The organism is Dactylosporangium salmoneum, from assembly GCF_039532525.1.
Lineage (GTDB): Bacteria > Actinomycetota > Actinomycetes > Mycobacteriales > Micromonosporaceae > Dactylosporangium > Dactylosporangium salmoneum.
On the sequence record NZ_BAAARV010000027.1, the window covers coordinates 63,716 to 86,032 of the forward strand.

Sequence of the window (22,317 nt, forward strand, 5' to 3'; positions counted from 1 at the left end):
CATTCCTCCTGTGGTTCACTCAACGAACCGTCGGTTCAAATACTGTCGATACTGCAAAGGACTGTCAAGAGCCCTGGGATTCGGATAAAGCTGAGGTTGTCCGGCCCGGAAAAGGGCAGCCGACATCGGCCGGTCGCTACCGCGCCGGGCTCAGGTCAGCTCGAGCATCAGCTCAGGTACAGGTCGGTCCGCCGGTCGGCGAGCGGCTGGTTGAACGGGTTGTCCCGGCGCTCCCGGCGGGTGCCGATGAGGTCGACCTCGGCCATCACCAGCTCCTCGCGGTCGCGGCTCGCGGGTTCGGCCAGCGGCCAGCCGCCGGGCCCCACGAGCACGGACCGGCCGACGAACTCCTGCCCGCGCTCCACGCCGATCCGGCTGATCCCGGCGACGTAGCACTGGTTGCTGTGCGCGCCGGTCATGCACATCAGGTGGGCCATCGCCGGCCCGTCGTCGGGCTGCCCCGGCACCGGCACCCAGTTCGACGGCAGGACGACGAGATCGGCGCCCTGCACGGCGGCGCTGCGGAACATCTCCGGGAACCAGGCGTCGTAGCAGATGCCCACCCCGATGCGCCCCAGTGGCGTGTCGAAGACCGGGAAGCCGGCCGTGTTGGGGTCGTAGATGCGTTTCTCGTCGTTCCACAGATGCGCCTTGCGGTACGTGCCCAGGTGGCCGCCGGGCCCGAGCACCACAGCGGAGTTGTAGATCCGCTCGCCCTCCCGCTCGGTCACGCCACCGACGATCCAGATCTGCAGCTCCGCCGCGAGCGCAGCCCAGCCGGCGCTCGTGGGGCCGTCCGGCACCGGCTCCGCGTACTGCGCGGCCTCCGCCCGGTCCGCGAAGACGTAGCCGGCCGACGCCGCCTCGGGCAGCACCACCAGCTTGGCCCCGCGGGCGGCCGCCTCGCGGATCCAGAACGACGAGGCCGCGAGGTTCGCCCGGATGTCGCCGAGAATCGGCCGCATTTGGACGCCGGCCAGCAGGAAGCCGGTCACCAGTTCGCCCGGACGGCCGTGTACTTGATGTTCAGGTACTCGTCGATGCCGACCCGCCCGCCCTCGCGGCCGAGACCCGACTGCTTCACGCCGCCGAACGGCGCGGCCGGGTTGGAGATGATGCCCTGGTTGAGCCCGACCATGCCGCTCTCGAGGCGCTCGCTGACCCGCAGGCCGCGGGCCAGGTTCTCGGTGAAGACGTAGGACGCGAGGCCGTACTCCGAGGCGTTGGCCATGCCGACCGCCTCGTCCTCCGCGTCGAATGCCACGACGGGGGCCACCGGGCCGAAAATCTCCTCCCGGACCGTCCGGGCCTCACCGGGTACACCGGAAAGCACCGTCGGCGCGAAGAAGTACCCGTCGCCGGCGATCGCCGCTCCCCCGGTCACGACCTTGGCGCCCGCCGCCGTCGCGTCGGCGACCAGCTCACCGACCGACTTCACGGCGTTGCCGTCGATGAGCGGGCCCACGTCGGTCGCGGGGTCGAGCCCGTGGCCGACGCGGAGGCTGCCCAGCCGCTCGGCGAGGCCGGCGACGAAGCGGTCCACCACGGAGCGCTGGACGTAGAACCGGTTGGCGGCGGTGCAGGCCTCGCCGACGTTGCGCATCTTCGCCTGGACCGCGCCCTCGATCGCCAGATCGAGGTCGGCGTCGTCGAAGACCAGGAACGGCGCGTTGCCGCCCAGCTCCATGGACGTGCGCAGCACCCGGTTGGCGGCCTGGCTCAGCAGCGTCCGGCCCACCTCGGTCGAACCGGTGAACGACACCTTGCGCAGCCGCGCGTCGTCGAGCAGCGCCGAGCTGGCCGCCCCCGCCCGCGCCGTGGTGAACAGGTTGACCACGCCGCGCGGTACGCCGGCCTCCTCGAGGATCCCGACCAGCGCCAGCATCGACAGCGGGGTCTGCTTGGCCGGCTTGACCACCACCGTGCAGCCGGCCGCCAGCGCGGGACCGATCTTGCGGGTGCCCATCGCCATCGGGAAGTTCCACGGCGTGATGAGCAGGCACGGGCCGACCGGCTGCCGCATGAGGAGCACCCGTGAGCCGCCGCCCGGGGCGGCGAGGTAGCCGCCGTCGATGCGGACGGCCTCCTCGGCAAACCAGCGCAAGAACTCCGCGGCGTAGCTGACCTCGGCCTGCGACTCCGCGAAGGCCTTGCCCATCTCCAGGGTCATCAGCCCGGCCAGGTCGTCGCGCCGCGCGACCATCAGCTCGAACGCCCGGCGCAGCACCTCGCCGCGCTCCCGCGGTGCCGTGGCGGCCCAGGCGTGCTGGGCCCGGTCGGCGGCGGCCAGGGCGTCGAGCGCGTCGGCGACGGATGCGTCGGCGACCTCCGCGATCACCGAGCCGGTCGCCGGGTCCTCGACCGCCAGGGCCTTGCCGCCCTGGGCCGGCCGCCACTCGCCGTCGATGTACAGGCCCTTCGGCACGCTGCCGGCCACCGCCGTCGCCGCGGCCAGCGCCTCGTCAAATGAGGCCATTGTTTCCTCCTCCACCGGCCGGTCGTCCCCGGTCCGGTCCATCGCCGGCGTTACAGCCGGCCTAGCCCACTGGGCAGCTCGATGTCGGTATTGCTGAGCAGCTCGCTGAGTTGCCGCGCGGCCTTCATGACCGACTCCGCCACGTCGTCGATGCGGTCGCGGGTGAGCCGGTAGGTGGGGCCGCCGATCCAGACCGCGTACGGCGTGGTGCCCCGGATTCGCACCGGCGCGGCCACGGAGGCGGCGCCGACCTCGAGTTCGTCGTAGGCGAACGCGAACCCGCGGGCGCGGACCGCCTCCAGCGAGCCCATGAACGCGTCCAGGTCGCCGACCTCCCGCGGGGCGTACGTGGCGAACTCCTCGGCGAAGTCGGCGCGGACCTCGGCCGGGTCGAGCGCGGCCAGCAGCACCTTGCCGGTGGACGTGGCCCACACGGGCTGGGTCCGCGGCACGGGCTTGAGGGTCTGGCCGATGAGGGAGGGTCCCGGCACCTGGGCCACGACCATCACCTTGGGGGCGAGCAGGACGTCGAAGCCCGCCGTCTCCCGGGTCTCCCCCGCCAGGCCGCGCAGGACGTCGCGCATGTGGCCGTAGGCGCCGCCGCCATCGAGCAGGCCGCCCACGATGGACAGCAGGCCGAGGGACACGCGGTACCGCCGCGTCACCGGGTCGAGGGTCAGCCAGCTCTCCCGCTCGAGCACGGTCAGCACCCGGTAGCAGGTCGCCTTCGGGATGCCCGCCTCGCGCGCGACCTCGCTGAGGCCGACGCCCTCGGGGTGGGCGGCCACCGCGCGCAGCAGCCAGATGGTCCGCCGGACCAGGCCGGCTTCACCAGATGCCATCGAGTTCCTCCCGTTGTCCGCATGCCATCGTCAGCGGCATTTCTTTCGATGCCATCCTGGCAGGCGCGGCGGGCCACCGGGATGCCGGACGAGGCCGCACCCCCGTCCGGCATCCCGCGCGGCTACTTGCCGCCCTCGGTGATCGTCGGCGTCTCGGGCTTGTAGGAGCTGCCCATGACGTCCACACCCGACGCCTTGAGCTCCTCGCGGGCCTTGTCGGACAGGTCGGTGCGGAACGCGCTGCTGTCCGGCTTGTTCTTGAGCACGCCACCCTTGATCGCGATGTCGATGGTGGAGTCCCAGGACTTCTGGTCCATCGCCCCGATGCCGTTCGGCGACGGCCAGATCAGCTTGTTGACCTCGGTGAGCATCCAGGTCTGGTGACCGGTGCCCAGCGCGCTGCCGTGGTTCAGCACGATGTCGACGCAGCCCTTGAGGTCATCGCGGCAGGCGGCCCAGCCCTGGAACGACGCCTTGAGGAACTTCACCGCGGTGTCCTGGTTGGCCTGGTCCTTGAGCCAGTCGCCGCGGCTGTAGATGCCGTCCTCGAGGCTGGTGTAGCCGGCGTCCTGCAGGCTGATGGCGGTGAAGTCCGACGGCTGGTACAGCTTGCCGGTCTTCGGATTCTTGGTCTCCAGCAGCTGGGCGTACTCGTTGTACGTCTTCGCCTGCGCGCTGTCGACCTCGCGCTTGAGCAGCAGCGACATGTCGAACGGCTGCTGGATGATCTGGGTGTCCTTGGTCGGCTCGACGCCCGCGCCGCGCATCGCCGCGTACTGCACCAGCTCGTTGCCGTAGCCCCAGCTGCCGGTCTTCTTGCCCTTGAGGTCGGCGAGGGTCTTGATGCCGGAGTCGGCCCAGGCGACCTGCAGGTACGCGCCGCGCTGGAAGACCTGGCCGATGTTGACGAGGTCGGCGCCCTGCTCGCGGGTCGCCATCGTCTTGGTGACGTGGCTGACCGCGAACTCGGCGTTGCCGGACGAGAGGACCTGCTGGGGGACGATGTTGACGCCGCCCTCCTGGATGGTCACGTCCAGGCACGCCGCGTCGTAGAAGCCCTTGTCCTTCGCCGCGTAGTAGCCGGCGAACTGGGCCTGGGCGACCCACTGGAGCACGACCCGGACCTTGGTCTTCGACTTGCAGTCCTTGCCGGCGTCGGACGCGGCCTGCGTCCCCGTGTCGGACATGCCGCCACAGCCGGACGCGAGCAGAGCGGTGGCCGCGAGGGCGCTCAGACCGGCTGCTAACCGGCCCGGCCGTCTACGAAGGAACATGCTGACTCCAAAGCAGAGAAGAGTTTGGGGGCTTTCGGGGGTGCGACGCCTACGGGTTCTCGTCGTGCAGCGAGGAGTGCCAGGGCATGAGGAGGCGCTCCAGCAGCGACACGACACCGAACATGGCCAGGCCGAGCACGCTCGCCACGAGGATTCCGGCCCAGGCGTAGTCGAACCGGGGCAGCGACGCCTGCGAGGCGATGTAGACGCCGAGCGCGTTGCTCGGCCCGCCGAAGTACTCGGTCACGATCACGCCGATGACGGCGAGGGTGGAGCCGAGCTTCAGCGCGTTGAACAGGAAGGGCAGCGCGTTGGGCAGCCGCAGCATCAGCGCCACGTGTCTGGGCTTGGCCGCCAGCGACTGCATGAGCTCCAGGTGCAGGGGTGAGACCTGGAGCAGGCCCCGGGTCGTGTTGACCAGGACGGGGAAGAACACCATCACGGCGGCGACGCCGGCCTTGGAGACCAGGCTGGTGACGCCGAACCAGTTGTTGAAGATCGGGGCCAGGGCCACGATCGGGGCGCAGTTGATGATGACGGCCACCGTGAGCACGGGCCCGGACATGCTCGGGAACCGGCTCAGCACCAGCGCCACCACGACGCCCCAGGCCACGCCCATGAGCAGGCCGAGCAGGACCGCCTCGATGGTGATCCGGGAGGCCGACATGATCGTGGTGAACTGGCCGGCGAACGCGGACAGGATCGCGGTCGGCGTCGGGAGGATGAACGACGGGACGTCGAACACGATGACGGCGAGCTGCCACACGCCGAGGATCACCACGGCGGTGACGACGACCGGGAGGACGCGGCCGAGCTGGGCCCGCAGCCGGGACGGCTGGACGGCCTGGGTCGCGGCCATCAGGCGCCCTGCTCGACGAGCTCGCTGTGCAGAGCCGTGCGGGCCTCGGTCACCTTGGCGAAGAACGCTTCGGTGGTACGGGTGGCCGCGGTCCTCGGGTACGGCAGGTCCACGTCGATGCTCGCGGCGATCCGGCCCGGGCGGGCCGACATGACGACGATCCGCGAGGACAGGAAGACGGCCTCGGAGATGCTGTGCGTGACGAACACGACCGTGGTCCGGGTGTCGGCCCAGATCCGCAGCAGCTCGCCCTGCAGCCGCTCCCGGTTCATCTCGTCCAGCGCGCCCAGCGGCTCGTCCATGAACAGGATCGCCGGGTCGGCGGAGAGCGCGCGGGCGATCGCCACCCGCTGCTGCATGCCGCCGGAGAGCTGCCACGGGAAGTGCTTGGCAAACTCGGAGAGCCGGACGAGCTCCAGCATCTCCTGCGCCTTCGCCCGGCGGGTCGGCTTGTCGGCCCCGGCGACCTGCAGCGGCAGCTCCACGTTGCGCTGGACGCTGCGCCAGTCGAACAGGCCGGCCTGCTGGAAGACCATCCCGTAGTCGCGGTCCGTCCGGGCGGCGCGGGGCGTCTTACCGTTGAGCGTCACCGTGCCGCTGGTCGGCTCGGTGAGGTCGGCCAGCACGCGCAGCAGGGTGCTCTTGCCGCAGCCGCTCGGGCCGAGCAGCGACACGAACTCGCCGCGCTCGATCGACAGGTCGATGTTCTGAAGCGCGGTCACCGAGCGCTTGCCGCCGCTGTTGAACTCTTTGTTGACTCCGCGGACGGAGATGATGGCGGGCTCAGTCATCAGTTACTCCAGGCACATGTCGAAGGTTCGGTGCGGTCTTGCCACCGCGGACGCCGGGATTCCTGGCGGGAGCGACGGTCCGCCGGTGACGCGGTCCGAGCCATGGGCTTCTGGCTCTTTTCGGACTGCTCACGCATGGCGGTGCCGGAGCGCGAATCGCTCGATCAGGCCCAGCAGCTGCACGAAGACGATGCCGGCGACCGCGGAGACGAGGACGGCCGCGTAGAGCTTCTCCGGGCCGTTCGAGTAGTAGTAGGCGAAGGTGAGGATCGACCGCCCGATGCCGCGGCCGGTGCCGGCGGACAGCTCACCGACGATGGCGCCCACGACGCTCGCCGTGGCGGCCAGCCGGAGGCCGGCGAACATGAACGGCAGGGCCGCCGGGATCCGCAGCCACCACAGCACCTGCCGGCGCTTGGCACCGACGCTGTGCATGAGCTCCAGGTGTACCTTCTGCGGCGACTTCAACCCGCGCAGCGTGTTGATCGTGACCGGGAAGAACGCGAGGTAGGCGGCGATGCCGGTCACGGCGATCCACGGCGGGGCACCGGCCTTGCCGCCCCAGATCACGATCATCGGCGCGATCGCCACCAGCGGCACCGTCTGCGACGCCACCAGCCAGGGCATCAGGCCCTTGCTGAGCGGGACCACGTTCAGGAACACGACCGCCAGCAGCAGGCCGAGCACGGACCCGGCGACGAGCCCGTAGAAGGCCTCGCGCAGCGTCACGGTGGTCTCGCCGATCAGGTACGCGGCCAGCGACATCGAGTCGCCCCGCCGGGCGGGCTCGATCAGCGAGTGCAGGATCGTCGAGAGGTGAGGCATCGACAGATCGTCGGTGGCCACCGGAAAGCGGATCTTCGTTCCCGGCACCACATCGTCGACCGCCTGGCCCAGCGCCTTGTATCCCTCCCAGAGGCCGGCCAGCACCGCGACGACAGCGATCGCGCCAACGGTGTTGATGGCATGTTTCTTCAGTTCAGGTCCGCGTAGGGACCGGCCCTGCGTCACCCGTTCCGTGCGCTTGGCGCGACCCGTCTCGGCCGATGTCGGCGACGGAACGATCTTTGTCGCGGTCATGTGCAGGCACTCTCCGAAAGCTCTCGGGAGCCGTCGTACGGCGGTGGGGATCACTCAGTGAACCGTTGGATCGGATCACTCAGTGAACTGGTGGTTCACGATAGAGCGGTGACTCAGGCCACGTCAATGCATCCGAGGAGCCGGATAACGCGGGCTTCCGCGCCGGGCCAGAACGCCCATGACCTGGGGATTTCCGCCTGTTGCCGGCGTGTTTCGGCTCAGCCGTTCGGCCAGGCGGGCCTCGGCCGCGGGTACCTAACCCGGTGGCCGCTCGTCCGCCACCACCCCAGCGGCCGGAGTTGACCTTGTTCGCGGCGGGGCCCGGCGCAGAGACGGTCTACGATGCGGCGATGACCTCACCTGAGCGGGGCAGGTGGTCGCCGAAGCCTGCCAAGGTATTGGTTGCGCTCGTCGCCGTCCTGGTACTTTGCTGCGCCAGTTGGTGCACCGGACAACCGGATTTCGTCTGGGCCCTGTTCCGGGACTCCCGCGAATACCCCAACTCGGAGGGCCCGCTGCGCGTCACGATCGGCGGCGGCGATCTGGAAAAGGACATCCTGCCGCACTACCGGTTGACGCTGCCATGCGATGTCACGGGTCTGCGGTTCGCCGACGAGGAGGACTTCAGCAGCATGGGCACGGTGTACCTGCGCTTCTCCACGTCGTCCGGCTGTCTTGACGGGTTCCTGCGGGACAACGGGATGGCGCACGGCACAGACGAGTGCGGAGGTATGGACAACGGACCCGAGCACTACGGGTGGGAGATCAACGGAGGCAACGCCTGCTATTTTCGCGAGTCTTCCGACTATGACCACCCTTGGCTGCGCGCCTCGGTCGACCGGAGCACCTCGCGCCCTACCGTGTATCTCATTGCCAGCCGTTGATCGGGCCCGCGTTCAGCGCTCTCCCAAGCCCAGCCGAAGTTGCAGCATCGCCTCGAAGCGGTCGTTGGGGTCGGACAGGTCGATGCCGGACACCTCGGCGATGCGCTTGAGGCGGTAGCGGAAGGTGTTGGGGTGGACGTGGACCGCCGCGGCGGCCGCGATGACGTCGCCGAAGCTGTCCAGCCACGCCGCGAGGGACTCGGTGAACGCGGTCTGGTGGCGGGCGTCGTGAGCGCGGAGGCGCACGACCGGACCGTCGGGAATGTCCTTCTCGGCGGCGATGCGATCGGAGAGGTCTTCCAGAAGGGACGCGGCGTAGACCTCGGACAGCCGCGCGACGTGCAGCCGCGAGCGCCCGCCGGCCAGGACGCGGAGGACCCGGTCGCCGTCGGCGCGTGACTGGCGCAGGTCCGTCGGCCCCGCGGCCACCCGGCCGATGCCGATCAGGGCCGGCACCCGGCTTCCGATGCGGCCGAGGAACTCCTCGGCGATGCGCTGGGCCCGCTCGGCGGACGTGGTCGGCAGGACGGCGTAGGTGACGCCGCCGAGGCCGGCGACGGCGGCCCGCGGGTGGATCGCGCTCAGATGCAGGGCCAGGGCCCCGGCCAGGAGGTCTCCCGCGGCCACGCGGTCGGGCAGGGAGACCGGGTCGGGGCCGTCGGCGGGCGTGGCGGCCGGTGCGACGTGGCTGACGGGCGGGCCCGCGTCCACGGCCATCACGGCCAGCACGCAGGCGGGTTGTCCCGTCAGCCCGAGCCGCGCGGCCGCCTGGGACGCTCCCGCGCCGCCCTCCAGCACCGTCGCCAGCAGGTCCGCCCGCAGCCGGCGCTCGGCGTCCGCGCTGCTTCGCTGGCGCAGCAGGTGCAGGGCGGCGACCTTGGCCGACTCGCGCAGCGCCCGGTCCTGGACCTCGGACAGGGGGCCGTCGACCACGACCCAGATCGAGCCGAGGATCTCGCCGCCGGCGCGGACCGCGATGGCCGCGCGGGGCTTGCCGGCGATGTCGTCGATGTAGATCGGGCCGTCGCTGCGGTAGAGGTTGTGGAAGTCCCCGCGCTGCTCGAGCGCGCGCAGCTTCTCCGCGGGGACCTGGCGGTCGAGGATGGTGGCGATGCGGGCCTCGTCGCCCTCCTCCTGGCGGCTGGAGAAGGCCAGGACGCGGCCACCCCGGTCCTCGACCGTGACCGGGCCGCCGACGAGGCCGGCGGCGGCGTTCGCCATCGCGAACAGGTCCCCGGACAGCGGGTCGTCGCCGCCGGGCTCGCCGGGGCGGCCGACCGTGCCGACCTCGTCGGTGGCGAGCAGGGCACGCAGAAGGGCCGCGACCTGGGCCCAGGACGCGCCCGGGGTCAGTCCGAGGACGGGCAGGTCGTGGCGAGCCGCCGCCTCGGCGACCGGGCCCTCCACGGCGACCGGCGAGCGGACCACCAGCGCCGCCGCGCCGACGGCCCGCGCCTGGCCGACCAGGGCGGCGACGTTCTCGGCCCCGTAGACGCCCACCCCGAGCACCACCGCGCCCGGCAGCCGCGCCGACTCGTCCCCGGGGTCATGGATGAGCACCCCGGTGACCGGACGGGCCGGGTCCGCGCGCCCCGCCACCACCTCGACCAGTGTCGAGCCGAGGTCGGTGAGGATGCGACCCAGGACGGCCCGCGGCGAGGTCATGACCGTACGGTAGGCGGTCCCGGCTACCGCGGGAAAGGAATCCACTCCTTCGCCACCGTGACGCCGTCCAGCAGCTCCGGAACCGGACTGCGGCCCAGCCCAGGTCCCCGCGGGACCTCGAGGTGCCCGTCGGTGAGCACGAACGGCTCGGTGATGTCGGTCGCGTAGTAGCGGTCCGACGCGGAGGTGTCGCCCGGCAGTGTGAAGCCGGGCAGCGCCGCCAGGGCCACGTTCGCCGCGCGCCCCAGGCCGGTCTCCAGCATCCCGCCGCACCACACCGGCACGCCGTGGGCGACGCACACGTCGTGCACGCGCCGGGCCTCCAGGTAGCCGCCGACCCGGGAGGGCTTGATGTTCACCACCGAGCAGGCGCCCAGCGCGATGGCGTCCGCCGCCGAGCGCGCGGAGACGATCGACTCGTCGAGGCAGATCGGCGTGCGCAGGACCTTGGCCAGCTCCGCGTGGCCACGGATGTCCTCCTCGTCGAGGGGCTGTTCGATGAGGAGGAGGTCGAAGGGATCGAGCCTGGCGAGGTGGCGCGCGTCGGAGACGTGGTACGCCGTGTTGGCGTCCACCTGCAGCAGCACCTCGTCGCCGAAGCGCTCGCGCACGGCACGCACCGGCTCGACGTCCCAGCCCGGTTCGATCTTGAGCTTGATCCGGGCGTAGCCCTCGGCGAGGTAGCCGGCGACCGCGTCCAGCAGCTGCGGGACGGAGTCCATGATCCCGACCGAGACGCCGGCGGCGACCCGGTCCCGCGTGGCACCGAGCCACGTCGCGAAGGAGATCCCGTGCGCGCGGAGCCAGGCGTCCAGCACGGCGGTCTCCAGCGCCGCCTTCGCCATGCGGTGTCCCTTGACCGGCGCGAGCGCCGGGGCGACCCGCCACGGGTCGAGATCCCCCACCGTGGCCAGCGCCGGGATCAGGTAGTCGCGTAACACGTCGCCGACGGCCTTGGTGTACTCCGAGGAGTACAACGGGGCGTACATCGCCCCGCACTCGCCCCAGCCCTCCCCGTCCTCCGTCGCGGCCCGCACCAGGGCGATCTCGCGCGAGTGCTGCGTGCCGAACGACGTCCGGAACGGCGACACCAGCGGTATCGCGATCTGCCGCACCTCGACACCTGTCAGCTTCATCCCCGGTCCTGCCCTTCGATCACGTACCAGCCGTCGCGGGTGAAGCCGGCGACCGTGCGCCCGGCGGCCATCAGCCCACCCAGAACCTCGCGGGTGGCGGCCCGCCACCGGTCGGCGGCCGCCGCGTCGACGCGCCGCAGCGCCTCGATGTCCCCCGGCGCGGCGACCAGGACCCGGGGGCCGTCGATCCGGCCGAGGACGGGGCCGCCGTCCGCCCCCACGCCGAGGCCGACCACTGCCCCGTCCGCCGGCGGCGGCGCGGCAACGCTCAGGGCCTTGCGGACCCGCTCACTGGTGAGGTCCCAGTGGACGAGCAGCCGGTCGGTCTCGGTGCCGGCGTTGACCTCGTCGTGCATAGCGCCGTAGAAGTTCGCCAGGTACTGCGTGGGTACCGCACCCAGCTTGGTCAGGTTGAAGTACGCGTTGCGGCTGACCAGCGGGTCGAACGTCCAGCTGATCATGCCGATGCCGCGGGACAGTGCCCAGGCCCGCTGGTGCAGCTTGACCGCGTGCCCGGCGTGGCGGCCCCGCAGCGCGGCGTCGACCCCCGCGATGTGCGAGTGCAGGCCGTCGGCCGCCAGGAAGCCCACGCACGCCCCGGCCATGCGACCGCCGGCGAAGACCCCCGCCACGTAGCTGCCGAAGTACGACAGCCCCTTGAGCAGCTTCAACGTGATCAGAGGATCGCCCGGCTCGGGTCGCCAGATGCGGTCCAGCAGCGCGCAGGCCTCGGTCATCTCCTCGATCGTGGTGAGCTCGGCGACGGTGACGCCGGCGGCGGCCGCGGTGGCCTCGGCCAGTGCCGCGGCGTCGGCGACGTCATCGGCGCCGGCCGTGTGCAGGGTCGCCGTGGCGACCTCGGAGTGTTGATCTGCCATCTCAGTCCTTCGAACCGGGCGTCAGGAGCTTGCGCACCAGTTCCGCGAGTAGCGCCGCGCGTTGCGGAAGGTGCTCGACCGACACGTGTTCGTCGTCGGCGTGGGCGCCCCCGCCGACGGCGCCGAGTCCGTCCAGGGTCGGTGTGCCGACACCGGCGGTGAGGTTGCCGTCGGAGCCGCCGCCGACGGCGACGCCGGCCAGCGTTCCGAGCCCCAGATCCGCATGCAGCCGTGCGGCACGGGCGAACAGTTCGGCGGACGAGCTGTCCTGCATCGGCGGCCGGTTCGGGCCGCCGGCCAGTTCGAGCCGGGCCCCCGGCGTCACGGGCCGCAGGGTCCGCATCGCCGCGTCGACCCGGTCCTGCTCGGCGAGCGTGGCGACGCGGACGTCCACCTGGAGGTCCCCGGCGTCGGGAACCGTGTTGCGGGTGGTTCCCGAGGCCATGACGGTCGGCGTCACGGTGGTGCCGAGGCCGGGGTCCGCGAGGCCGGCGATCGCCAGCACCTGGTGGGCCAGCTCCACCGTCGTGTTGATGCCCAGGTGCGGGTCCAGCCCGGCGTGCGCGGCACGGCCCACCACCCGCAGGTCGTACGTGGAAACGCCCTTGCGGGCCGTCTTCAGCGCGCCGCCGGGGCCGCTGCCCTCCAGGACCAGCGCCGCGCGGACCCGCCGCGCCTCGGCCTCGATCAGGTCCCGGGAGTCCGGCGACCCGATCTCCTCGTCGGTGGTGACGAGCACGGTCACGCCGTCGAGCGAGTCCAGCACCGCGAGCGCGTGGAACATCTGGACCAGCCCGGCCTTCATGTCGAAGCAGCCGGGGCCCGTCACCCGGCCGTGGCCCACGGTAAACGGGTGGGTCGCCAGGCTGTCGAGCGGCCAGACGGTGTCGCAGTGCCCGAGCAGCAGGACCCGGTCCCCGGCACCGAAGCGCCAGCGCAGCTGGACGCTGCCGCCCTCGGTCAGGCGTTCGGGTTCGGCGCCGGTCAGGCGGGCGCCGAGGGCCGCCACGGCGCCGGCGCAGTGCGCCGACGCCGCACGGTCCGCCGTGGGTGACTCGGCGCGGACGAGCTCTTCCAGATCGGCGAGCAGGCCCGGCAACCGGGCCTGCAGCGCCTGGAGGAGGTGGGGCACGTCAGGCGACCTTCGGGTTCGCCCGCACGCCGTGGTGCAGGTACCGCGATCCGTCGGGCAGGTCGTAGAAGACGACCGGGAAGTGGACCCCGAGCTCGGGGCGCATGACGACGAAGACGTCCTTCTCGAAGGTCTCCATCTCCAGCTCCATGCGCTGCTCGCCGGCCAGGGCGGCCAGGTGCCCGACGTTCTTCATGATGAGGAGCAGCTTGCCGTCGCGCTCCTGCACCTCCATGTGCGTGCCGGCACGCTCGTAGCGGCCCACGTACTCGGCCGGGTCGAACGGCAGCTGCTCGAGCGAGGGCCCGACGGGCGGGCGCATGGTGACCCCGGCCAGTTCCTGGACGATCTCGGCGAAGATCTGGTGGTACAGCGTCGCCGCCCCACCGCCGTTGGTCAGCAGGACGATGGCCAGGCCGTGCTCCGGCAGGACGCGCAGGAAGGCCGACTGGCCGATGGTGCCGCCGTCGTGGCCGTAGACCGCCGCGCCGTCCCACTCGTCGAGGAACCATCCCAGCCCCCAGTGCTTGCCGAGCACGTACGGGTCGGGCATGGCCACCTGCGGCTGCAGCATCTGCGCGGCGGCCGCCTCGGAGACGACGCGGGTGCCGTCCTCGGTGACGCCCTTGTCCAGGTGCAGCTTGACGAACTTCAGGACGTCGCGCGGCGTGGAGTGGATGAGTCCGGCCGGCCCGGCGGAGCGCATCAGGCCCCAGAGCGGAACCGGCGTCAACGGGTCGCCGCCGTGTCCGATCGCGGCCCGGTGCAGCAGCGCCTCCTCCGGCAGGGTGCCGGTGCGCGTCAGGCCGAGCGGCTGGAAGAGGCGCTCGCGCATGAGCTGGTCCCACTGGACGCCGGTGACGACCTCCAGGACGCGGCCCAGCAGGCTGTAGCCGGCGTTGCAGTACGACTGGGTCACGCCGAGCGGATGGTTCGCGGCCACGCCCTCGAGCAGCGCGGCGAACTTCTCCAGGTTGTCGTCGCCCCGGCCGGTCTCGGCGAAGAAGTCGCCGTCGATGCCGGAGGTGTGCGACAGCAGGTGCCGCAGGGTCACGCCCTCGGTCAGCTCGTCGGTGGACAGCCGCAGCTGCGGCATCACCCGCCGGATCGGTGCGTCCAGCTCCAGCTCACCCGCGTCGACCAGCTGCATGGCGACGGTGGCGGTCCACACCTTGGAGATGGATCCGATCTGGAACACCGTCTCGGTCGTGGCCTCGATGCCCGCGCCGATGTGGGCGAACCCGGCGGCGGCCTCGGCGACGACCTCGCCGTGCTGCAGTACGGCCAGGCTGGCGCCGGCCACCTTGTGCGCGGTGACCAGCGCGGAGAGGCGGTCCGCCACCTTGCGCGCGTAGTCGGTGTCGAGGTTGGTCATGGTCTCACTGCTCCTGTTCCGTTTTCCGTTCGGCCCGCGAGGTGATCGGGGTGCTCACCGAGGTGCCTGGTGACCCAGTCGGCGACACGCTGGTTGTAGTCCACCCGGTGCGACGGCCGGCCGTTCAGCACGAACAGGTGGCTGCCGCCGGGGTAGAGCACGAGCTGTGTCCGGACGCCGCGTGAGCGCAATGCGTGGAACCATTGCTCGGCCTGGCCTACCGGGCACGTGTCGTCCGCTTCGCCGTGCAGGATGAGGGTGGGTACGCGTACAGCATCCACGTGGGTCAGCGGCGAGAGCTGGACCAGCCGGTCACGGCCGCCACCGACCTCCAGGGTGCCCAGGGCCTCGCCCTCGTCGGAGGTGCCGGACAGGCTGAGCAGGTCGGTGACCACGCCTCCGGCGGCGACGGCGCGGAAGATGCCGGTCCGGGCCGACAGCCAGCAGGACATGTAGCCGCCGTAGCTGTAGCCGGTCAGGGCGATCCGGTCGCCGTCGACGAGGCCCTCGGCGACCAGCGCCGCCACCGGCTCCAGGAAGTCCTTCTCGTCGTGCTCGCCCCAGCCACCGACGACCGCCTGGTAGAAGGCCTCACCGTAGCCGTCGCTGCCGCGGACGTTGAGCGCAAGGATCGTCCATCCCTCGGACGCGAGCGCCTGGTGGTACACGTGGATCGAGTCGGCCAGCGGGGCCCAGGCGTTGTGCGGGCCGCCGTGCACGTCCAGCAGGAGGGGGCCGCCCCGCGGAGCGTCCGGGTCGCGGATGAGCAGGCCGTGCATGAGCGTGCCGTCGGAGATGGTGAAGTCCCGCTCGGTGAAGCCGATGAGTTCGACGTCCGGCAGCGACTGGGCCTGGTGGTGGGTCAGGACCGTGACCTCGACGGCGGTCCGGCCGGTCGCCCACTCGATGACGGCTATCTCGCCGAACCGCGTCCGGTCGGCGACCACGGCGGCCGCCCGACCGGCCGCCGGCGCGACGGAGAGCCCGCTGATGCCGTACGCCGCGGCCTCGGTGACCTGCTCGACGCCGCCATCGCGGCGCCGGTACAGGCGGGAGGCACCGCGGTCGCGGCCCACGAACAGCACGTCGTCGCCGGCGAACTGTGGCACGCCGCCGGGGTAGCCCGGCATGCCGTACATGACGTTGCGGTCCAGGTCCGCGCAGAGCTCCTCGGCGGGGCCGCCGGACAACGGCTGGCGCATCAGGCGCAGGATGCCGATGTCGGCCGTGCCCCGGCCCACGGTCAGCAGCGCGGAGCCGTCGGCGTACCAGGCACAGGGCATGGCGATGCCGGTCGCGGATCCGACGAGCCGGGGCTCGGCGGGCCATTGCGCGGCGGCGACGTCGACCACGTACACGCCGTTGGCCGTGGAGAGGTCGGCCCGCTCGCCGACGGCGGCGGCGAAGGCGAGGCATGCGCTGTCGGGCGACCAGACCGGGAACGCCACGTGGAAGTCCCCGTCGGTGACCTGCATGACCTCGCCGGTCGCGACGTCGACCACGAACAGCTGGAACCAGGCCGCGCCGATGCGGCCGACGCCGTCGATCTTGTGTCTCAGCCGGTCGACCACGATCGGCGCGGAGTCGTCGGACCCGCCGGCCGGGCCCACGAAGGCGATCCGCGTCCCGTCCGGGCTCCACACGGGCGATCGCGCGCCGCCGAGGCGCGCGGCGGTGTCGGTGAGCCGCGTGGGCTCCCCGCCGGCGGCCGGCAGCGCGTGCAGCTGCCCGTCCCGCAGGAACACGAGCGTTCCGCCATCAGGCGACCAGCGAGGTGCGGCGTCGGCCGGGCCGTTCGTCAGCCGCCGCGGCGCCCCTCCGGTGACCCGCACCTCCCACACCTCACCGGTGGTCCGGTCCCCGGCCCGGTCGGCACCGCTCAGCACGTAGGCGACCCGTTCGCCGTCCGGCGACAGCTGCGGATCGGCCGGGAGCCGCAGGTCGTAGAGGTCTTCGGGGGAAAGCGAACGGGTCATGCCGCTGCCTCCTGGCTTCCGGGCATCGCCGGCAGGGCCGGGATACATGCGAGCAACGTGCGCGTGGTCTCATGCCGAGGATCGCGCAGCACCTCGGCCGCCGGGCCGCTTTCGACGAGCCGGCCCCCGTCCAGCACCGCGATCCGGTCGCAGAGATAGCGAACCACGGCCAGGTCGTGGGAGATGAACAGCATCGCGAAGCCCAGCTCGCGCTGCAGGCGTCGCAGGAGGTTGAGGACCGCTCCCTGGACCGAGACGTCGAGGGCCGAGGTGATCTCGTCGGCGATCAGGACGCCGGGCCGGGCGGCCAGCGCCCGGGCCAGGGCGACCCGCTGCCGTTGCCCGCCCGACAGCGCGTCCGGGGTGCGCGCGGCGTACGCCGGGTCAATGCCGACCAGGTCGAGGTATCGGGCCGCCTCGTCCCTGCGCTGCGGCCCGGGCGTCCGCGCAACAGCCTCGGCGACCGATGCGCCGACCGTCATCCGCGGGTCCAGCGAGGCGTACGGATTCTGGAACACCAGCTGGACGGGGTGCACGCCACGGCGGCGGAGGGAGCCGGCGTCGACGCCGTCCACCTGGATTCGTCCGCCGGAGACCGGGGCCAGGCCGACGACGGCCTTGCCGAGCGTGGACTTGCCGGAGCCGGAGCCGCCCACGAGTCCCGTGACGGTGCCGTCCGCGACCTGCAGGCTCACCCGTTCCACGGCGGTGAACCGGCCGTAGCGGACGGTGAGGTCGTGCACCTCCAGGGAGCTCATCCGATCGCCTCCTGCACTACGACCGGGAACCAGCAGGCCACGCTGCTCCCGTCGCCGGTGGCGACCGGCTGGGGCGCCTCGGCCCGGCAGCGGTCCGCGGCGCGGTCACAACGTGGCGCGAACGAGCATCCCGCGATCCGCTCGCCCGGCTCCGGCGGACGGCCGGGAATCGTCGCCAGTTCCGTGCCGAGGTCGGTGGCCATGGTCGGGATCGCGCCGATCAGCGCGCGGGTGTAGGGATGCCGGGCCCCGGTGAACAGGTCGGCCACCGGCAGGTCCTCGACGATGGCGCCGGCGTACATGACCAGCACCCGGTCGCAGACCTGCGCCACCACCCCGAGGTCGTGGGAGATCATCAGCAGCGCGGCGCCGCTGTCCCGGCGCACCTCGGCGAGAAGGTCGAGCACCTGCCGCTGGACCACGACGTCGAGCGCGGTGGTCGGCTCGTCGGCGATGATCAGCTTCGGCTCGCCCATCAGACCCATACCGATCATCGCGCGCTGCCGCATGCCGCCGGAGTACTCGTGGGGACGCTGCTTCGCGCGCCGCTCGGCCATCGGGATACCCACTGCGGCGAGCCGTTCGACCGCCCGCCGCCACGCCTGCTTCCGCGGGGCGCGACGGTGGACCTCGGCCACCTCCGACAGCTGCCGGCCGACGCGCAGCGCGGGATTGAGCGAGGTCATCGGGTCCTGGAACACCATGGCCGTCCCGGTGCCGGGCTTCGGCGCGACGAGGGTCTCGGATGTCGCGGTCGCGCTCGCCGGCAGCAGGTCGGCCAGCGCGAGCCCGGTGAGGCTCTTGCCCGAGCCGGACTCACCGACCAGGCCGACCGCTTCGCCCGGCGCGATGCTGAAGGAGACGCCGCGAACCGCGGCCCTGCCGCCCGCGAACCCGACGTGGAGGTCGCGCACCTCCACCAGGGCCCCGGTGTCGGCCTGCGGCGCCCGCGCCGGGGCCGCGCCGCCGGTGACCGGTGCCGCCCCGAAGGCCCGCCGGCCACCGGCGTGCGCCAGCGCCTCCCCGACCAGGCCGAGCATCAGCCCGGTGAGGACGACCGCCGCGCCCGGCGCGATGGCCGCGAGCGGGTTGACGTAGATCCGGTTGAGCTGCTCGTTGAGCAGGCGGCCCCAGTCGTAGTCCGGCTGCTGGACGCCGAGCCCGAGGAACGACAACCCGGCGAAGGCCCCCAGCGAACCGGCCGTGGCGTTGGCCGCGAACAGGACGCACGGCTCGACGATGTTCGGCAACAGGTGTCGGGTCATCATGCGGAACCGGCCGACGCCGAGCACGCGGGCCGCCGCGACGTAGTCCGAACCGGCGACCGAGGCCGTCAGGTTCTGCACCAGGCGGGCCATCGGCGGCACCAGGGCCAGGCCGATCGCCATCATCGCGCCACCGGCCCCGACGCCGAAGATCGTGGCGAGGAAGAGCACGAACAACAGGCTCGGAAAGGCGACCAGGATGCCGACCGCCGCGGTCAGCAGCCGTCCCAGCCGGCGGCCGACCAGGGCCGGGGCCACACCCAGCAGCACGCCGCCGGTCACCCCGATCGCCGCGGCGCCGAGGGCCAGCTCCAGCGAGAGCCGGGTGGCGACCACGACCCGTGCCGCGATGTCGCGGCCGAGCGCGTCCGTGCCGAGCAGGTGCCCGTGCCCCGCGTTCTGGTTGATCGCATCGGTGTCGACCGCCGCCGCCTTCGAGCCGAGCAGGATCGGGCCGAACACCGCGGCCAGTACGAGGAACACCACCGCCGCCGCGGCGGCCACGCCCATCGGCGTGCGCAAGGTGCGTCCGAGACGGCGCCGCACGGCTAGTTCCCCCGAATCGTGGACTGCGGATCGGCGGCCGCGACCACGACGTCGACCAGGAACGTGATGAGGAGCGCGCCGAGGCCGAAGACGAGCACCACGCCCTGCACGAGCGGGTAGTCGTGGGCGGTGATCGCCTGGACGATCGTCGAGCCCAGGCCAGGCCAGGCGAAGACGCTCTCGACGAGGACGGTGCCGGCGATCAGCGACGTGAACAGCAGCCCGCCGATGGTCAGCGAGGCGGTCAGCAGGTTCGGCAGGGCGTGCCGCAGGTAGCGCAGCCGCGCCGGGAGCCGCTTGGCCCGCGCCGTGCGCATGTAGTCCTCGCCGAGCACCCGCAGCGCTTCGATCCGCACGATCCGGGCCAGCGACGCGGCCGGGACGATCGCCAGCGCCAGCACCGGCAGCACGTACGAGGACAGGCCGTCCTGCGACGCGACCGGGAAGATCGGCCACGCCACCGCGAACGCCGCGACCAGGCCGACCGCCAGCAGGAACTCCGGGATCGCCGACAGGACGCCGGTCGCGGCGGCGAAGGCCAGCTCGCCGCGGCGCCTGCGGCCATCCCTCGTGAACACCGCCGCGCCCATCCCGGCGGGGATCGCCAGCAGCATGATCAGGCAGAAGGCGGGGCCCGCGAGCTGCAGCGTGTTCGGCAGCCGGTCGGCGATCACCTCGGACACCGGCATCTGGTTGCTGATCGAGTCACCGAGCTGCCCGGTGAACAGGTGGCCCAGGAACCTGAGGTACTGGGCCGGCAACGGCTCGTCGAGCCCGAGGGCGTGCCGCTGCGCGGCGACCAGTCCCGCGTCCGCGGTCGGCCCGAGCGCGGCCCGGACCGGATCGCCCGGGATCAGGTGGATCATCGCGAAGGAGGCGGTGACGAGGACGAGCAGGGACACCGCCAGACGGCCGACGCGCCGGAGTACGAAGGCGGCCCACGGATGATGCCGGAGTGCGGTGCGCGCGCCCTCGGTCGCGCGCACCGCGTCGGCCAAGGTCATCAGCCGCCGATCCGGAGGGTGCTGGGAATGACGCCCCCGGCGTCGGCCTGGAACGTGACGCCCTTGCCGTAGTACCGGGTGGTGCTCATCGTGAAGGGCACGACGTCGAGCCGCTTGACCAGCGCGGACTCGGCCTTCGTCCACTGCTGGCACCCGTCGGTGCCCGGCGTCGCCATGGCCTGCTTCACCCCGGCCTCGTAGTCCGGGTTGGCGATGCCCGGCAGGTTGTTGCCCTGCGGCGGGCGCGGACCGGAGAAGAACGGCACCAGCTGGTCCGGGGTGTAGACGTTGAACGGCTGCCACGCCACGTCCCAGTCGCCACCCGCCAGCGCGCTCATCAGGTTCGCCGGGTCGACGGCCTTGCTGGAGACCTTCGCCCCGAAGTCCGTCCACTGCTTCGCCGCCAGCTCGCTCGCCGAGGCCACCGTCGGGCCCATCGACGTCGCGTACATGTAGCCGACGGTGAGCTGCTTGCCGCCCTTGGCCCAGATCCCGCTGCCGTCCTTGGCCCAACCGGCGGCGGTCAGCGCCGCGGCCGCGGCCCCGGCGTCGTGCGGCGGCACGTTGCCCGAGACCACGTCGTCGCGGCACGGAGCGGGGTCGAGCTCACCCATGTGCTTGGGGTCCGAGGGATGCCCGCTGGTCGCGACCGACGCGAGCTGCTTGAGGTCCACGGCCTGGACCAGCGCCCGGCGGACCGCCTCGTCCGCGGCGACGCGGCCGTCTGCCTCGTTGAAGAGCAGCTGCCCGAACAAGGTGCCGGCGCCCTCGTACTTGAGCTTGGCCGCGTCGAGGCGCTCGCCGTCGGCGCCGAGGATCGTGGCGACCTGGAGCTGGCCGTTGAGCAGCAGGTTGGCCGCGGTCGTCTCGTTGGTGATGACCTTGAAGACGACCTTGGCGGGCATGTCGGCGTTCGTGGCGCCGTTGGGCCCCCAGGCGTAGCCGGCGCGCTTGACGTACGTGTAGTGGTCACCCGGCACGGCTTCGCTCAGCTGGTACGGCCCAGTCGCCGCCGACGCCTTGGCCAGCGCCGCCGGGTCCTTGAGATCCTTCTGGCACAGCAGCGGCAGCAGCGCGGTGTTCTGGACGATGAACGGCGCCGGGGACGGTGCGGTCACCGTGACCGTGCGGGTGGCGTCGTCCGCCGTGGCCTTCGCGCCGCCCGGGACCGTCAGTCCGATCAGCGGTACCTTGTTCGCCGGGTCGCCGACGTAGTTGAACTCCGCGGCCACGTCGGCCGCCGTGAGCTTGCTGCCGTCCTGACAGGTGACCCCGTCGCGGATGGTGAATGTCGCCGAGGTCGCGGTCGCGGACCACCGCTCGGCGACCGCCGGCTGCAGCTGCCCGTCCGCCCCGATCGCCACCAGCGAGGCGTACGCGAAGCGGTTGACCGACAACGCGGTGCCGACCAGCGTCTGCATCGGGCTCAGCGTGCCCGGATCGCCGTTCAGGGCGATGGTGACCGTCCCGTCACCCTTGGCCTCCCGGTCGTTGTTCGCCGACCCGCCACAGCCGGCGGCAGAGACTCCCAACGCCACGGCGGCGAGGGTTGCGACGGCCGCGCGGCCGTTCGATATGCGCACCATGAGCTCAGCTCCTAAGGACGCCGCCTACGAGTGCGTGAAATATAGGCAACATCACAGGGGCCGAAGTTCGTCGCGCCGGACGAAGAGCACGGGTGAGGTTGGTGCGAACCGACGAAGACAGCGCCCGCCGACCGGGTGGCCGGCGGGCGCGTTTCGCGCGTGTGGTGCTACATGCTGATGTTGCTTTGCGGGCCGGCGTACTTCTTGACGAGGCTGGGCACGTCGGCGGCCGGGTCGAGGATGTACGAGTAGAAGCTGCCCGGTTGAACGCCGATCCGTTCGTGGTGTGCGAGCCGGTGCAGTTCACCAGGATGCTGCCGGACTGCCTGAGCTGCGCTCCGGTGCCGGCCTCGTAGTAGTACGGGTTGTTGACGTTCTCGAAGTAGCTGTTCTCCAGCACCATCTTCGTGGCGCCCCGCGAGTAGTTGCCGTAGCTGCTGAACCCGTCCGCCACGTTGGACCAGGTCCGCCCGCCGGAGGTCGGCGCCGAGGTGGCGCCGGAGACGGAGTTGAACGACCACTGCATCCGCGCGATGTCGGAGCAGGTCTCCTGGATCAGCAGGGCGCTGCTGCTCGTCGACGCGGCGGTGACGTCGACGCACTTGCCGCTGGCGCCGCTGGCCAGGGTGTAGACGCCGCCGGCAACGGGCGTGGTGGCCGCCTCCGACGGCCACGCCGACACGGCGAGCATCGTGAGGGGTACGGCCAGGACCACGGCGGCGGTGCTGGCGGCGCGGGGTGTGACCCGGCGCCGCCGCGCCGGTCTTTCTGAACGCATGGATCCTCCAGA

Annotated in this window: 19 protein-coding genes; 1 reads left to right on the plus strand and 18 read right to left on the minus strand. The window is 72.0% G+C overall.

Annotation, left to right across the window (positions count from 1 at the left end):
* Window positions 1-167: 167 nt before the first annotated feature.
* The 7 genes from ABD352_RS18770 to ABD352_RS18800 form a co-directional block, all read right to left on the minus strand.
* The gene (locus tag ABD352_RS18770; protein WP_344613693.1) at window positions 168-995 is read right to left on the minus strand and encodes a nitrilase family protein; all 828 of its coding nucleotides are present in this window, start codon (window positions 993-995) and stop codon (window positions 168-170) included.
* Window positions 992-2,476 (minus strand): NAD-dependent succinate-semialdehyde dehydrogenase, encoded by a 1,485-nt coding sequence (locus ABD352_RS18775; RefSeq protein ID WP_344613694.1) that lies wholly within the window; start codon window positions 2,474-2,476, stop codon window positions 992-994. The genes ABD352_RS18770 and ABD352_RS18775 overlap by 4 nt, the downstream gene beginning before the upstream one ends.
* Window positions 2,477-2,526: 50 nt before the next feature.
* Window positions 2,527-3,318, minus strand: coding sequence for an IclR family transcriptional regulator (locus ABD352_RS18780; RefSeq protein ID WP_344613695.1), 792 nt, complete (start codon window positions 3,316-3,318; stop codon window positions 2,527-2,529).
* 122 nt (window positions 3,319-3,440) lie between these two features.
* Window positions 3,441-4,505 (minus strand): ABC transporter substrate-binding protein, encoded by a 1,065-nt coding sequence (locus tag ABD352_RS18785; RefSeq protein WP_344613696.1) that lies wholly within the window; start codon window positions 4,503-4,505, stop codon window positions 3,441-3,443.
* A 136-nt stretch (window positions 4,506-4,641) separates the two neighbouring features.
* Window positions 4,642-5,451 (minus strand): ABC transporter permease, encoded by an 810-nt coding sequence (locus ABD352_RS18790; protein WP_344613697.1) that lies wholly within the window; start codon window positions 5,449-5,451, stop codon window positions 4,642-4,644.
* The gene (locus tag ABD352_RS18795) at window positions 5,451-6,242 is read right to left on the minus strand and encodes an ABC transporter ATP-binding protein (RefSeq protein WP_344613698.1); all 792 of its coding nucleotides are present in this window, start codon (window positions 6,240-6,242) and stop codon (window positions 5,451-5,453) included. The genes ABD352_RS18790 and ABD352_RS18795 overlap by 1 nt, the downstream gene beginning before the upstream one ends.
* Window positions 6,243-6,371: 129 nt before the next feature.
* Window positions 6,372-7,322, minus strand: coding sequence for an ABC transporter permease (locus tag ABD352_RS18800; RefSeq protein ID WP_344613699.1), 951 nt, complete (start codon window positions 7,320-7,322; stop codon window positions 6,372-6,374).
* 350 nt (window positions 7,323-7,672) lie between these two features.
* Between ABD352_RS18800 and ABD352_RS18805 the strand changes: the two genes are divergently transcribed.
* Window positions 7,673-8,206 carry a hypothetical protein gene (locus tag ABD352_RS18805; protein WP_344613700.1) on the plus strand — a complete coding sequence of 178 codons (534 nt, stop codon included), beginning with the start codon at window positions 7,673-7,675 and terminating at the stop codon, window positions 8,204-8,206.
* Between the two features lie 12 nt (window positions 8,207-8,218).
* Here the strand turns inward: ABD352_RS18805 and ABD352_RS18810 are convergent, their stop codons facing one another.
* From ABD352_RS18810 to ABD352_RS18860, 11 genes are read right to left on the minus strand one after another with little or no spacing between them, the layout of a single operon-like run.
* Window positions 8,219-9,871 carry a helix-turn-helix domain-containing protein gene (locus tag ABD352_RS18810; RefSeq protein ID WP_344613701.1) on the minus strand — a complete coding sequence of 551 codons (1,653 nt, stop codon included), beginning with the start codon at window positions 9,869-9,871 and terminating at the stop codon, window positions 8,219-8,221.
* Window positions 9,872-9,894: 23 nt separating this feature from the next.
* Window positions 9,895-11,007 carry an o-succinylbenzoate synthase gene (gene menC / locus ABD352_RS18815; protein WP_344613702.1) on the minus strand — a complete coding sequence of 371 codons (1,113 nt, stop codon included), beginning with the start codon at window positions 11,005-11,007 and terminating at the stop codon, window positions 9,895-9,897.
* Window positions 11,004-11,885, minus strand: a complete 882-nt coding sequence (locus ABD352_RS18820) for a GNAT family N-acetyltransferase (protein WP_344613703.1) — start codon at window positions 11,883-11,885, stop codon at window positions 11,004-11,006. Before ABD352_RS18820 ends, menC begins: the two co-directional genes overlap by 4 nt.
* 1 nt (window position 11,886) lies before the next feature.
* Entirely contained in the window at window positions 11,887-13,017 is a 1,131-nt protein-coding gene (locus ABD352_RS18825; protein WP_344613704.1) for a M20 family metallopeptidase, read from the minus strand.
* A gap of 1 nt (window position 13,018) precedes the next feature.
* Window positions 13,019-14,392 carry a serine hydrolase domain-containing protein gene (locus tag ABD352_RS18830; protein ID WP_344613705.1) on the minus strand — a complete coding sequence of 458 codons (1,374 nt, stop codon included), beginning with the start codon at window positions 14,390-14,392 and terminating at the stop codon, window positions 13,019-13,021.
* Window positions 14,389-16,368: a S9 family peptidase gene (locus tag ABD352_RS18835; RefSeq protein WP_344613706.1), complete on the minus strand. Its 1,980-nt coding sequence runs from the start codon at window positions 16,366-16,368 to the stop codon at window positions 14,389-14,391. The genes ABD352_RS18830 and ABD352_RS18835 overlap by 4 nt, the downstream gene beginning before the upstream one ends.
* Window positions 16,365-17,126, minus strand: a complete 762-nt coding sequence (locus ABD352_RS18840; protein ID WP_344613707.1) for an ABC transporter ATP-binding protein — start codon at window positions 17,124-17,126, stop codon at window positions 16,365-16,367. Before ABD352_RS18840 ends, ABD352_RS18835 begins: the two co-directional genes overlap by 4 nt.
* Window positions 17,123-18,937, minus strand: coding sequence for a dipeptide/oligopeptide/nickel ABC transporter permease/ATP-binding protein (locus ABD352_RS18845; RefSeq protein ID WP_344613708.1), 1,815 nt, complete (start codon window positions 18,935-18,937; stop codon window positions 17,123-17,125). The genes ABD352_RS18840 and ABD352_RS18845 overlap by 4 nt, the downstream gene beginning before the upstream one ends.
* 2 nt (window positions 18,938-18,939) lie before the next feature.
* The gene (locus ABD352_RS18850) at window positions 18,940-19,941 is read right to left on the minus strand and encodes an ABC transporter permease (RefSeq protein ID WP_344613709.1); all 1,002 of its coding nucleotides are present in this window, start codon (window positions 19,939-19,941) and stop codon (window positions 18,940-18,942) included.
* The gene (locus ABD352_RS18855) at window positions 19,941-21,527 is read right to left on the minus strand and encodes an ABC transporter substrate-binding protein (RefSeq protein ID WP_344613710.1); all 1,587 of its coding nucleotides are present in this window, start codon (window positions 21,525-21,527) and stop codon (window positions 19,941-19,943) included. The genes ABD352_RS18850 and ABD352_RS18855 overlap by 1 nt, the downstream gene beginning before the upstream one ends.
* Window positions 21,528-21,531: 4 nt before the next feature.
* Window positions 21,532-22,305, minus strand: coding sequence for an RICIN domain-containing protein (locus ABD352_RS18860; protein ID WP_344613711.1), 774 nt, complete (start codon window positions 22,303-22,305; stop codon window positions 21,532-21,534).
* Window positions 22,306-22,317: the final 12 nt, after the last annotated feature.

Coding starts and splice junctions, on each gene's coding strand:
- ABD352_RS18785 (WP_344613696.1), bottom strand. CDS start 4,505: ATGTCCGACACGGGGACGCAGGCCGCGTCCGACGCCGGCAAGGACTGC.
- ABD352_RS18860 (WP_344613711.1), bottom strand. CDS start 22,305: ATGCGTTCAGAAAGACCGGCGCGGCGGCGCCGGGTCACACCCCGCGCC.
- ABD352_RS18820 (WP_344613703.1), bottom strand. CDS start 11,885: ATGGCAGATCAACACTCCGAGGTCGCCACGGCGACCCTGCACACGGCC.
- ABD352_RS18805 (WP_344613700.1), top strand. CDS start 7,673: ATGACCTCACCTGAGCGGGGCAGGTGGTCGCCGAAGCCTGCCAAGGTA.
- menC (WP_344613702.1), bottom strand. CDS start 11,007: ATGAAGCTGACAGGTGTCGAGGTGCGGCAGATCGCGATACCGCTGGTG.
- ABD352_RS18855 (WP_344613710.1), bottom strand. CDS start 21,527: ATGGTGCGCATATCGAACGGCCGCGCGGCCGTCGCAACCCTCGCCGCC.
- ABD352_RS18800 (WP_344613699.1), bottom strand. CDS start 7,322: ATGACCGCGACAAAGATCGTTCCGTCGCCGACATCGGCCGAGACGGGT.
- ABD352_RS18835 (WP_344613706.1), bottom strand. CDS start 16,368: ATGACCCGTTCGCTTTCCCCCGAAGACCTCTACGACCTGCGGCTCCCG.
- ABD352_RS18780 (WP_344613695.1), bottom strand. CDS start 3,318: ATGGCATCTGGTGAAGCCGGCCTGGTCCGGCGGACCATCTGGCTGCTG.
- ABD352_RS18850 (WP_344613709.1), bottom strand. CDS start 19,941: ATGACCTTGGCCGACGCGGTGCGCGCGACCGAGGGCGCGCGCACCGCA.
- ABD352_RS18795 (WP_344613698.1), bottom strand. CDS start 6,242: ATGACTGAGCCCGCCATCATCTCCGTCCGCGGAGTCAACAAAGAGTTC.
- ABD352_RS18775 (WP_344613694.1), bottom strand. CDS start 2,476: ATGGCCTCATTTGACGAGGCGCTGGCCGCGGCGACGGCGGTGGCCGGC.
- ABD352_RS18840 (WP_344613707.1), bottom strand. CDS start 17,126: ATGAGCTCCCTGGAGGTGCACGACCTCACCGTCCGCTACGGCCGGTTC.
- ABD352_RS18830 (WP_344613705.1), bottom strand. CDS start 14,392: ATGACCAACCTCGACACCGACTACGCGCGCAAGGTGGCGGACCGCCTC.
- ABD352_RS18790 (WP_344613697.1), bottom strand. CDS start 5,451: ATGGCCGCGACCCAGGCCGTCCAGCCGTCCCGGCTGCGGGCCCAGCTC.
- ABD352_RS18810 (WP_344613701.1), bottom strand. CDS start 9,871: ATGACCTCGCCGCGGGCCGTCCTGGGTCGCATCCTCACCGACCTCGGC.